Origin of the sequence: Dyadobacter sp. CY356 (assembly GCF_021440195.1) — a bacterium.
Taxonomy (GTDB): domain Bacteria; phylum Bacteroidota; class Bacteroidia; order Cytophagales; family Spirosomataceae; genus Dyadobacter.
Window position 1 is genome coordinate 226,979 of sequence record NZ_JAJTSZ010000004.1, and the last position, 12,976, is coordinate 239,954.

At 41.2% G+C, this 12,976-nt stretch carries 7 protein-coding genes; 3 read left to right on the forward strand and 4 right to left on the reverse strand.

Annotated elements, in window-relative coordinates; genetic code table 11:
• Positions 1-10 precede the first annotated feature (10 nt).
• The 3 genes from LXL81_RS15215 to LXL81_RS15225 all read right to left on the reverse strand — a co-directional run bounded on the left by LXL81_RS15215 (position 11) and on the right by LXL81_RS15225 (position 5,880).
• Entirely contained in the window at positions 11-3,166 is a 3,156-nt protein-coding gene (locus tag LXL81_RS15215) for a SusC/RagA family TonB-linked outer membrane protein (RefSeq protein WP_234647657.1), read from the reverse strand.
• 613 nt (positions 3,167-3,779) lie between these two features.
• The gene (locus LXL81_RS15220; RefSeq protein ID WP_234647658.1) at positions 3,780-4,889 is read right to left on the reverse strand and encodes a sensor histidine kinase; all 1,110 of its coding nucleotides are present in this window, start codon (positions 4,887-4,889) and stop codon (positions 3,780-3,782) included.
• Positions 4,890-5,133: 244 nt separating this feature from the next.
• Complete coding sequence (locus LXL81_RS15225; protein WP_234647659.1) at positions 5,134-5,880, reverse strand: LytTR family DNA-binding domain-containing protein; 747 nt, start codon at positions 5,878-5,880, stop codon at positions 5,134-5,136.
• Between the two features lie 196 nt (positions 5,881-6,076).
• Here LXL81_RS15225 and LXL81_RS15230 point away from each other — a divergent pair, with 196 nt between their 5' ends.
• From LXL81_RS15230 to LXL81_RS15240, 3 genes are all read left to right on the forward strand, one after another.
• The gene (locus LXL81_RS15230; RefSeq protein ID WP_234647660.1) at positions 6,077-8,443 is read left to right on the forward strand and encodes an outer membrane beta-barrel family protein; all 2,367 of its coding nucleotides are present in this window, start codon (positions 6,077-6,079) and stop codon (positions 8,441-8,443) included.
• An 814-nt stretch (positions 8,444-9,257) separates the two neighbouring features.
• Positions 9,258-9,596: a PadR family transcriptional regulator gene (locus LXL81_RS15235; protein ID WP_234647661.1), complete on the forward strand. Its 339-nt coding sequence runs from the start codon at positions 9,258-9,260 to the stop codon at positions 9,594-9,596.
• Positions 9,593-12,250, forward strand: coding sequence for an ABC transporter permease (locus tag LXL81_RS15240; protein WP_234647662.1), 2,658 nt, complete (start codon positions 9,593-9,595; stop codon positions 12,248-12,250). Before LXL81_RS15235 ends, LXL81_RS15240 begins: the two co-directional genes overlap by 4 nt.
• A 306-nt stretch (positions 12,251-12,556) precedes the next feature.
• Here LXL81_RS15240 and LXL81_RS15245 read toward each other — a convergent pair whose 3' ends face one another.
• Complete coding sequence (locus LXL81_RS15245; RefSeq protein ID WP_234647663.1) at positions 12,557-12,976, reverse strand: hypothetical protein; 420 nt, start codon at positions 12,974-12,976, stop codon at positions 12,557-12,559.

Here is a 12,976-nt window from a genome sequence, read left to right on the forward strand (position 1 = left end):
TCTCTGATTGTTAAAATTTAAGGGTAAGGTTCATACCCATTGTTCTTGTGGATGGAAATTGGGCTAGTTCAACACCTGGCGTCAATGTCCCGTTGTTCAGGTTGCCGCCTTCCGGGTCAAAACCGGGAAATTTGGTGAAGTTGAAAAGGTCTCTTCCAAAAAGTGCAAGACTGGTCTGGCGTACGCCAATCCTGTTCAGCAATGCCGCAGGCAAATTAAATTCAACCCGCGCTTCTCTAATTTTCAGGAATGAGGCGTCAAAAATATTGGTTTCTGCATTGGCAATCTGGTAGTAATTATCGTAGTATGAGCTGGCTGCAACTTTCATCGTGTTAGGCGTGAAACTTCCATCAGGCTGTTTTACGACACCCTGGCCAACAATTCCGTCTTCGCGGCCCGGCAGGGTAACCTTAGTTTTCCCAAGTGTGTTGTTTTTATGGTTGGTCTGAGAAAACATACTGCCACCTTTCTGACCGTCAAGCAGGATACTTACACGTACATTTTTGATCGTAAACTCATTGGAAATACTCGCCTTCCAATCTGCAAAGGCATTTCCCCATTTTTTTGTTGTCGGGTCCAGTGCAGCCGGCAATCCTACCGAAGAATAAATGATCTGTCCATCAGGAGCGCGCTGAAAGCCTCTTCCATACATATCGCCCATCAAACCACCCACTCTGGCTTCAACCGAAACGTTGGAATCGTGTGCATATATTACCTGATTGGTGATTCCCGAAGCAAGTTCGCGGACAAAACTTCTGTTTCTTGACCAAAGCAGCGTAGTGTTCCAGCTGAAATTCTTTTTGGTGACAGGTTTCCCGGTCAGTTTTACTTCAACACCACGGCTATTTATAAGTCCGGCATTGATCAGCGCATTGGCATATCCCGAAACCGGGTCAAGCGGAATGGCCAGAATCTGGTTACGGCTGTTGTTGTTATAATAAGCTACGTCCAGTCCTACCAGGTTTTTCAACAAACGCAAATCAAGACCGAATTCATAACTTGCTGTGATTTCAGGCTTTAAGTCTGCATTGAACAGTGTCGAAGAATTTGTGAAACTATTGCCATATACCCTGTCATAATAACGGGCAGTCTGATAAGGCCGTGTATCATTTCCAACCTGTGCCCAGGAAGCCCTCACTTTGGCAAAAGAAACCGCGCTTGGAAGCTTGAAGATTTCATTCAATAAAAAACTGGAACTTACCGATGGGTAAAAGAAGGAGTTATTCCCGTAAGGCAGCGTACTCGACCAGTCATTTCGGCCAGTTACATCCAGAAATATCTTTTCATCATAAGAAAACTGCGTGGCGGCGTACATACTGTTGATGGCTTTCTTTGTTTTCAAAGGATCTGCCACAGCCTGATCCAAACTGTTGGATATCTGGTAGATACCTGGCTGCGCAAGCTGATCCGCATAAAGTCCAGCAAAGTCATAAGACTGGCGCATGGCATTGGCTCCCACGGAAGCAGTGACGTCGACCAGACCGGCAATTTTATCTTTATAATTTAAAAGAAAGTCGGTGTTGGATTCATAATTGAATACATTTTGTTCTCGGTACATCCCTCTTGGGTAACGTGTCATGCTGAAAGGACGCTGCTGAGAGCGGAACTCATATGCCATATCCAGACCGGTACGTACAAGAAAATCCCATTTGCTTGAAATTTCATAAGCGGCAGAAATATTTCCAATCACGCCATGTTTGTTCATTTTGTTGAGCATCTCATACATGCCCAGATAAGGGTTGTCAGGCGTTGGATTGAAGGGATTTCTTTGCTGAATATTTTCCTTCCCCGGTACCCAGTAAGGCTTGAACCATTCAGGTTTTATATTCGGCGTTGTTCCCAAAATCAAAAAGTACATCAGCGACTGGTTGTTATAACCAGCCATCGGAAGGTTATCGCTTTTCTTATTGGTATAATTAACTTTCCCATTGATTTTCAAGTGATTTGAAATTTTCTGACTCAGGGAAAGTGCTACATTCAAACGTTCAAAACCCGTGTTAGGAATGATCCATTTGTTTTTCATATGGGTTAAAGACAGCCTTGCCGAGCCTTTTTCCGTACCACCTTCCAGAGAAACGCTGTTTGAAAATGTAGTTCCGGTCTGGAAAAAACCAGAGATATAATCTTTGTTGGCAACCCATGGTGTACGAACCGTAGGTTTTCCATCCGGCGCATCAGGGTTGTATTGAAAATAGGACTGACCGTCAAATTTCGGTCCCCAGGCTCTTCCTGCTGCAACGGTTGTAGCGGTGTTGGGGCCGTCTTCACTATCCAGATAAGAAAAGTATTTGTTTGTCCGGCCTTCGCCATATTCAAACTGGTAATCAGGGTAACGGTTTATTTGTTCAACACTAAAATTTGAGTTAACCGTTACACCGATTCCCTTGTCTTTACGGACACCTGATTTTGTTGTAATTATAATGGCACCGCCGGCAGCGCGGCTACCATAAAGTGCGGTTGCACCTGGTCCTTTAAGCACAGTAACCTTCTCAATATCATCCGGATTGATATCAGACAAGCTTGACCCATAATCCACCGGACTGTCCGCCGAAAGGTGGGAATTAAATCCTGTTCCTGTAATTTTGCTGCTCACCGGCACACCGTCAACCACGATCAAAGCCTGGTTATTGTCCAGGTTAAGAGAAGATTCGCCGCGCAAAGTGATACGCGCAGATCCCATCGGACCAGCGCCTGCGCCCTGGATGTTTAGTCCCGCTACCTTTCCGGAAAGCGTGTTGACCCAGTTGTTGGATTTTGCATCTTTTACCGCATTTTCATTGATTGTCTGCGCGGCAAAACCCAGTGATTTTTCCTCTCTTTTGATACCAAGCGCAGTCACAACAACCTCATTTAAAATCTTGGTATCTTCCAGCAAAACGATATTGATAACGCTTTGTTTTCCAATCAATTTCTCTTGGGAAAGAAATCCGATAGCGGAGAAAATCACAGCTGATCCCGATTCGGAGGCATTCAGAACATACGCGCCCTGAGCGTCCGTAGTAGTTCCGGAACTGGTTCCCTTGATCAATACATTTACACCGGGAATAGGGTCTCCGGACTGAGCGGTTACGCTACCGGAAATACGGATAAGCTGACCGTTTGAAACGAAGGGCACACAGAGGCCCAACAGCAAGGCAAAAAATGCCGGCAGTAGTCGTTTTTTCATTTTTTTATTAGTGGTTTTTCCAACAAACCTAATCAGGCCTGTTATGCAACGAGTTGTTTGTAAGGCAACAAAGGTAGTCGCTCAGCAAAAAGGCGGTATTACCTGTGGGTTAAGGAATTATTATATTGGTGTGAGGTGGTGGTTGGGGGTTTTTGGGTATGATTTGGGTTTTAGAGAATGCTTGAAGTTAGGAGGTAGTTTGGGAGTTATTTTGGTTTTAGGGATCTTTACTGGACGGAAATGTAAAAAAAATGTCTGTAAATTAATGATTTACAGACATTTTTAAGATTTGTGTTTTGTGGAGACGGAGGAACTCGAACCGCCACCCTATAATATTGATAATCAATTAATTACAAGACCTAAATCAACAGGGTAACCTTCTCTCCCCCAGCCAAGATTATTACCTTTTTGAATTACAAATTTAATAATAAAGAGGCATAAAGCGAAATATATAGATTAAGGCTTTTGCTATTTTTTAATTATGCTTAATTGCTAACAGTCCACTCTTTAAATCTATAATAATCTTGCAAAGTGGCTCTTCAACCTTAGTTTGATAAGATGAGAAAACTTTTGATAGGTTAGAATAAAGATGATCTAGTTAAAAACGAAAACCTTACTTATTATGTAAAGGTAGCTGCAACTTTACCTCATACTGAATCAGATCTTCCTTAATTATAAGCTTGTGCCCAGGATAAAGAATTGCAAGTCTTTTCTTTACATTCGACAGCCCCAAACCACCCAAACCATCAAGAGGCTTGGCGGGCTTACTATTGGAAATATGCAAACTTAAATAGTAATCGTCAATAATAATTTTTATTGTAATCCAGGACTTTTGCGCGGTACTCTGCACGCCATGCTTAAAGGAATTTTCAATAAAAGTAATCAGTATAAAGGGGGCTATCTGCAAGGTCTCGTCCACTTCTACGGGATATTCCGTTTTAAGCTGCAGTCTTTTGGCACTTCTGAGCAATTCTAAATCAACATAATCTCGAATAAATAAAAGTTCCTTGTTTAATGGTACTAGAGCATCAGCAGTTTCGTAGAGCGAATATCGCATCATTGTCGACAGTCTTTCAACTATCTGCGCGGCACGTGGACTCTCCTCCTCTGTAAGTGCGTAAATACTATTTAGGACGTTGAACAAAAAATGAGGATTAAGCTGGCTCTTCAAAAAGTCAAGTTCCAGACTGGTATACTGCTGCTGCAAACGGACATTTCGTACTTGCCGTCTGTATATCTCAACCAACAGCTTGACTGCGAGAGGATAAAATGCCCTTTCAATGATAAATAACAAATGATAAAAGGTACCTATATGAAACAATGCCTTCAGGTAAGACATTTTTTCAAAATGGTTAATCGAACCCGTATAATCATCAGATAAACCAAAATAGTACTTCACTACATGGGAGGCATAATAATAAAATGAAAATAGGATTACATAGTATGCACAAAGACCTAAGATCAGAATAAAAGGCTTTTTCCAGTAATTGGAAAATAAATAAACAAGTAAGTAATACTGTAGTATAATGCTTAATGAATCCCTTAAAACTGGTCCCGCATAGGTTATAAAAGGGTAGTTAAGAGCCGGATTTGGATAAAGAAACCAAGGTATATAAGTAGAAATAACCAGCAGAAAAATCCCCAGAATTAATAGCAGATGAACACCAACCCTTTTCCATCCTTTGTAATGCACAGGGTCGGCTAGCAGCTCTAAATTTAACATAGGCAATTAGAAATTCGGTACCAGTGCAAAGAACGCAGTTATTTAATAAATCGGATATATTTTCGATGTAAACCTGTTTTCATCGGACTAGCATCTTATTCCGTATTTAGTCGATTATAAATGCCACTTCAACGAATAAATTTATGCTTACAGGCGTCTAATTCTAATTTTGGGTATAACAAAAAACGAACCGAGCGTGTGTAATCTCATTGAGAAAAACAGGATAATAAAAAAAGCAGCAGCTTTAATTCATCTGTCGTTTGCGGAGCGAATCTTTGACCTGGTCACGGTAATTAGGTCCTATTATCAGCGTGTGACCTGTGGTGGTATGAATGGTATTACCTTCCAGCGTTTTAACATGACTTAACTGTACGATACAGGAGCGGTGAATCCTCAGAAAACGATCTGATGGAAGTGTTTCCGCTAACTTTTTCATAGTCAGAAGCGTGACTATATAACGATCAGCGATGAAAACCTTTACATAGTCTCCGAGTGATTCTGTAAAGACAATATCGTCCAAACGGATCTGCTCAAGCTTTTTGTCAGTCTTAAAGTAGAAGAAGTCATTGCCTGGATCCGCTAATACGGCTGTCGATGAAAACAATAATGTATCAGTGCCCAAAGGGGTCTGGTTATTTATCTTTTCCCTGACGCGCCCTACAGCTTTAAGGAAGCGTTCAAAAGTAATGGGTTTAAGCAGATAATCGGTGACACCCAGTTCAAAACCTTCAATGGCATGGGCCGCATTGGCCGTTGTCATAATTACTGCCGGCTGAGGAGACGGATAGGCGCGGAGAAATTCCATGCCCGTCATTTCGGGCATGTTTATATCCAGGAAGATAACATCCGGATGCATAGCAGGAAGCTGGTCAAAGGCAATGATAGCATCATCAAAAGTTGCTATTAATTCAAGTGAAGAAATGCGGCGAACATACTTTTCAAGCAGTTGTTGGGCTAGCGGCTCATCCTCTATAATGAAGCAACGAATCATATTCAGTTAGTTATTACAAATAATATGCATTTGTACCCATGGCAGGATGCTATCAAAAGTATAAAATATTTTAGAATAAATTAAAGCAAGCTCAGATTAGTAATTAAGCATTCGGAATTTATAATCTACCCAAGCTGTGAAAAACTTAACTTTTTTTACCCGGATCCAACACCAAAAATTCAGATTCTGTTTTTTAATGCTTATCATCTCTTTGCCTGCATGCGCCCAGTACCAGCTGAAAGGTAAGGTTATGGAAGCTTCCAACCAACCGGCTGCCTATGCGACGCTGGCCTTGATGTCACCTAAGGATTCATCTATTGTTAAGGGTGGTCTGAGTGATGAAACTGGAAATTTTATTTTTGAAGGGTTGACTTCGGGCGACTACATGCTAACGGTCCAGTACGTAGGATATAAGACAAGATGGCTCCCTGTTGTTTCACTTGGTGACGCAAGCCCTTCCCTGGAACTGGGTGAAATTCTACTTGAAAGTAAAATAGAGAACCTGCAGGAGGTTACTATAACCGGGCAGAAGAGCCTGGTTGAAAATTTGGGCGACAAGATGGTACTGAATGTCGCTAATAGTGTGATCGCCAAAGGAAATAAGGTAGATGATCTGTTAAAATATGCTCCCATGGTGTCAATGTCACCTGCAGGGATCAAGGTCGGAAGCAAGGATAATGTATTAATACTAATTGATGGTAGGCAAACAAGCAAAGGCTCACTGGATAATTTCCTGCAGAGCTTCTCTGCCGAACAAATTTTAAAAATTGAGGTCATTTCAAATCCTTCCGCCAAGTACGATGCCAGCTTTGGTGCTGTGGTTAATATTATTACTAAAAAAAGTCTGGAAAGAGGAATTAACGGAAGGGCAGGAATTATTTTTTCTCAGGGTAAATATGCACGGTCAAATCCTGATTTGTCGCTAAACTTTCGATCGGCGCGGTGGAGCGTTTTTACGACCGTGAACGGAAGGCTGAACAACGTGGGTTCCGATGAGGCCACCCTTAGAAAGTATCAGCAGGGAAATATGGAGGGAAAGTCTTTTTCTTTCTTTAAAACTTACGATCTGTCTACCTTCAGCGGAATAGACTATTTTGCAGGAGCTAACCACACCCTGGGGTTGCGCTTCAATAGCGGATGGCAAAAAACAGACACAAAGACCGATGGAACCACCTACTTTAAGAGTTCACTGGCTCGCACCGATTCAGTCCTTCTTTTGAAAAGGCTGGAAAACGATCGCACAGAAAATTATGACGCAAACTTCTATTATACAGGCAAGCTAGATAGGAAGGGCAAAGAAATTTCCGTAAACCTGACTAGGAGCTATTTTGACCGGTCAAATACACAAAATCTGAATTACAGGTATATGAACAGCGAATTGGCTGCTATTAGATTGCCGCAAAACCTCAGGATCAGAAATCCAAAAGATGAACAAAACCTAATTGCCAAAGCGGATCTTTCTTTACCAACAAAAAGCGGAGGATGGCAATATGGATTTCAGCTTACGACACTTTCCAATAATAACAGCTTAACCCAGCAGAACCAGTTGCCCACAGGAGAATATACAGTAGACACTTCCTTTACTAATCAGGGAAAGTATAAAGAAAGATCTTATGCCGGCTACATGGGATTTAACACCAAGCTGAAGTCAGGATGGGCCTTGCAGACAGCATTACGCTATGAATGGACTCACCAGGAGCTTTTAACTTCGAATTTAAAAAGGACATACTCCGGACTTTTCCCCAGCCTGAGTCTGAACAAGTCCTTTAAAAGCAACAGAAGTTTTAGAGTATCCTACACGCGGAAAATACAAAGACCTACACTCTCAACACTAGTTCCTTATCGGTATCAGTTGGATCCGTATTTGATCTCGGAAGGAAATCCTCTGGTAAAGCCATCCTTCGCACATACGCTCGATGCTAATTTTACAACTGGCGGCCTAACACTTTTTGCAAACTTTACAAACACCCATAATGCAATTCTCAATACTGTTTTTTTCGATCCTGCGAGTAAAATATATACCGTTTCTTTTACCAACCTAAAAAGGATGCAAAGTCAATACCTGGGTTTAAGCTGGGGTAGAGAACTCCGGAAGTGGTGGTCTTTAAACTGGAACGCGGGTGTCAGGGCTTCACAGACCAACTCTCCCGTTGGTGAATTTGCCGGGGGAAATTTGACTGGCGCCGGATTTCAGACTAACGTTAACAACATCTTGACCTTACCAAATGGTTATAAAGCAGAGCTTCTGCTTGTATACGAGTCCGCCAGTCGAAATACGATCAACAAAAGCAAGCAGATATTTTTCTCTTTCATAAGCTTTAATAAAGCTTTGGGTCAAAGTGCGAATGTAAAGGTAATTTTCAGGGATGTCTTCCATACCCAGCTTTACCGCTATGTGGTTTCTTATGGAAATGTTTCATCAAGTAACCAATACTATAATGACAACCAGCGCATTCAGGTAGCTCTTACTTACAGCTTCGGGAAAAAGACTGTTAAACAGGCGAGGGACAAAGGCTTAGGCAACGATGCTGAAAAAGGCCGGATGGGGGGTGGAGTTAAATAATCTAATATTTAGTAATCAGTATTTTAGCCTATGCATTTTAATAGAAATGAGGTAACTGTATTTCTTAATATTTGGAAAATAGATAGTAATTGAAAAAATCCAGCCTCTAATAATTTAAAGCTTTATGGCCTTCGGAGAAACTCAAATACTTATAAATAGTTGATTTGCAAGAATAGGTCTAATTTTTTAGACCTTCATAAAAGTACGGAGACGGGTCTCGAACTTTGCTTACAACTAGCTCATTATAAGCCAATTGCAACCTCCTTTTTATACCTACTACACGAATGTCGCCGAACTTTTAAATGTATTACCTAGACTATCAATTTGTTACGAAATTAACTTTGATAGATTTTGGTGATTTATATCGTTTAAATTACATTTGATGTTCGATAATTTATGTATGATAGAGTTTTTAAATCTCAAAAATGCCTGTTTTTATACTTGCGAAAGCGGCTCTTTTGCCAAGTAAAAGTAGGAAATTTTGTTGAAATTCTTATGCCTTTAAAACACCAAATAAGGTATTTTAGAGTATGACATTTCTTCAATGACCGGATACAGGATTTTTTTCTTCGATCAGTAGATCAATTTACTGCCTGACCCCAGTCTCCCATTTGGGTAATCAAGCAATACGGAAACTTCTCTATGAACGCCCTTAATACCTCAATCAATCCAATGCAAATACAATGTTTTTTTGCAGTTGAATTGACTGATAATCAGAATATTAAACCCGAACCTTCATTTAAATTGATATCTACTGCAATTAAGAATAAAATAAAGTGATTATATTAACTGCAATTACGAATAATAGAAGATCATGAAGAAGACGAAACTGGGGGAGTTTGAAGAACTCGTATTGCTTACAGTAGCAGCCTTACAGCACGAAGCGTACGGCGTGGAGATAAAGCGGGAGTTGGAAACACGGTTGAAAGAAAGACTAAGTGTAGGATCCATTCAGTCGGCACTAAAACGGATGGAAGAAAAAGGATTTCTCACCTCAGCGTTTGGCGAAGCCACTTTGAAAAGAGGAGGTAAACGAAAACGCATTTACTATACTACGTCTCACGCGCTCAAAGTTTTGGAAGAAATCAGAGCAATACGCGCAGATCTGTGGAGATCAATTCCTTTGACAGCCTCTGAATTGAAAATGATATGAGTGCGCCTGAGCATATTCAACCACCCAAATGGCCATTGCGCTTGATGCGGTTTTTTTTACGGAATGAATATCTGGAAGAAATTGAAGGCGACATGGAGGAGATTTTTCAGGATAATCTTCATCAGTATTCTGTAAGGAAGGCCAAACGAATTTATACATGGGAAATGTTTAAGCTGCTTCGCCCGGTGTTATTAAGAAATTTTAAATCATCCTTCACTTTTACGCCTTATGCCATGTATAAAAATTATTTTCTGATTGCCTGGAGAAATCTGATTAAAAAGAAAGCGTATTCAGCCATTAACATTTTTGGATTGGGGGTAGGAATTGCCTGTTGCTTTCTGATTTTTACGTTTGTGCAAAGTGAGCTTTCCTACGATACGTATCATAGCAAGCGCGATAGGATCTACCGCATCACGCATGGAACCAGAGCATCCGAGGATCCCAGAAACCTGTCAAAAGAAGGCCCTTCCTGGGTTTGGGGCAATGCCCCTGTCGGACCGGCACTTAAAAATGACTTCCCTGAAATAGAAAAAGTAGTTCAGTTTTCCGGCAGGGCCGACATTCTACTAACCAACGATGATAAAAAGTATCAGGAGAACGGCGTATTGTTCATGGATTCAACCGTGTTTGATGTATTTAGTTGGGATTTGTTGCAGGGTGACCCTAAAACTGCATTGGTAAATCCGTATAGCATCGTACTGACACAGAGCACGGCCCGGAAATATTTCGGCAATGAAAATGCATTAGGTAAAACGCTGAAAGGGAGCGATTCGCCAGGGAGAGCGAATGCCGGTCAATACATCGTGACTGGTATCATGGCCGATCTTCCCAGTAATTCTCACTTTAAGTTTAATGCCCTGCTTTCGCTTAGTACGTTTAAAAAATCGTTACCAGAAATCTTTGAGACCTGGGACTATGTTGATTTCTATACCTACTTTCTGGTAAACGAAAAATTCGATGAAGCCGCTTTTAAACAAAAGCTGCCTGAATTTGTAAAGCGGCAACGCAAAGACCCGAAAACAAAATATGTCATAGAACTGGAATCGCTGAATGATGTTTACTTAAAATCCGATGCGGACCGTCAGCCGGGAGAAACAGGAAGTCTGTCAAACATGTATATCTTCTCTATCATTGGGTTGTTCATCCTGGTGATTGCCATGATCAACTTTATGAACTTATCCACTGCGCGTTCTATGGAACGAAGCAAAGAGGTCGGCATACGGAAAAGTATTGGTGCTGCCAGAAGCAGTTTAATCTCTCAGTTTTTAGGTGAATCGTTTGTTATCGTTTCTTTGTCGATGATTACTGCTGTAATTCTGGTGGTGATCTCTTTACCTTTTATGACAGATTTAACCGGCAAAGAATTTGAACCAGGCATTTTAATCCATTGGAGAACTATTCCCATCATTGTGGGGGCCATGGTGTTGATCGCTTTTGTGGCGGGTTCTTATCCGGCATTGGTTCTTTCGGGATTTAGTCCGGTGGATGTGTTGAAAGGCATGACCAAGTCAAGAGGCGGTGTAAATCTGAGAAGAGGATTGGTGGTTTTTCAATTCAGTCTATCCATACTGCTCATCGCGGTAACGATTATTGTCTATACACAAATGAATCATTTATTGAACAAAAATTTAGGGTTCGATAAAGAAAGTATGCTGGTAATCGACTACAACTACGATCAGGCAGTAAATGCTAAATCACAGCTTTTAAAAACAAGGCTGGAAGAAAACCCATCGATTGTTTCAGCCGCTTTTTCACGAAGTGTTCCCGGAAGCTTTTTCCCATATGCCGGCACAGAGATAGAAACAAAAAATGGAGAAATGAAAATGATGGGGCAACCCATTTTTGAGGTTGGGATAGATTTTATACCCCATTTTGGTTTAGAGCTTGTTGCAGGAAGATCCTACTCCAGAGATTTCCCTGCCGACTCCAGCAGTTCGTTGGTCATTAATGAAGCAGCGGCAAAACAATATGGGTATAAAAACGCGGAGGAAATCCTGGGTAAAAAATTCAGTCAGTGGGGAAGAAACGGTGTTGTGATCGGGGTCGTGAAAGATTTTAACTTCACCTCTTTGCATCAAAAAATTGAACCCCTCACCCTGCCCTTCCAGGCCTATTCAAGCCGTTATCTTTCGATTAAGGTTAAGACAGAAGATCTGACAAAAACGATTCAGCAGGTTGGTGCCGTTTGGAGTGAAATAGAACCGCACCGGCCTTTCCTTTATAGTTTTCTGGATGAAGATTTTAATCGCCAGTATCAGGATGATTTTATTTTCAGAAAGTTGTTTACCACATTTTCCTGCCTGGCCATAGCCATTGCATGTCTGGGACTGCTCGGCTTGGCAACGTACATGGCAGAGCAGCGCACAAAGGAAATCGGTATCCGGAAAGTTTTGGGAGCAGATTTCCGCACCATCGTCTTATTGCTTTCCAGCGACTTTATTAAACTGGTTGTGATAGCCATTCTGATTGCGACTCCGGTTGCATGGTACGTAATGAACCGGTGGCTAGAAGGTTTTGCTTACCGGGTGCAGATCAGTTTCTGGATTTTTGTTTTAGCTGGGTTCATTGCCTTTTTTATTGTTGCGCTAACCATCAGCTACCAATCTATAAAATCAGCGTTGATGAATCCGGTAACGTCACTGAGGAGCGAATGAGATGATGCATCAGGCGCAAGTCGTTCAGTGCTGGATTTCCACAACCCAGCGACTTGCGCCTGATACGCTGAGTTTTGATAATCATCTCTCCTAGCCCTTTTAGTCGGCAAATACAACTGTGTTTACAAATGAATTTATAATTTATGTGCCGGAATGGCCAGCGATTGCAGCGTATCAGGCCAATTTAACATTTCAAAACATTCCGGATTTAGGGGTCAACATGCTCCGGAATATCTAAGTTGGAAGCATACGCTTTCAATCCTTTATTTTCGAAAATCGGCTGCCTGAAATGTGTTGCTTTCAGAGTTATCTAATACGGAACTGATTTAAAATATGATCTAAAATCTGATCAATAGTTAATTTCAAAAAACTTTGATCATCTGGGTCTTTGCCGGGAACATAATAAATTGTTTCAAACCCTAAGGTCTGCTCCTGTGGCTTCACCCAATATTTTTGAATGTGTCTAACACCAATTATATTTACAGGAGCAGATGAAGTAAGGGACCATATTACCTCATTAAAATTTGCCCTCTCCTGAATAACGTAAAGATCAATTGAAATTATCGTCCCATCGTATTCAGCGTAAATGTACCAACACGGATTATTCCGGATGCAAACACCAAGGGAAGTCACAATATCATCAGAATGGGATTTTCTCAGCTTGTTATAGGTACTTGGCCATCTTTGGATAATTTCTGTTTCAAGTTCAGCTAGATAGTTGCTCAT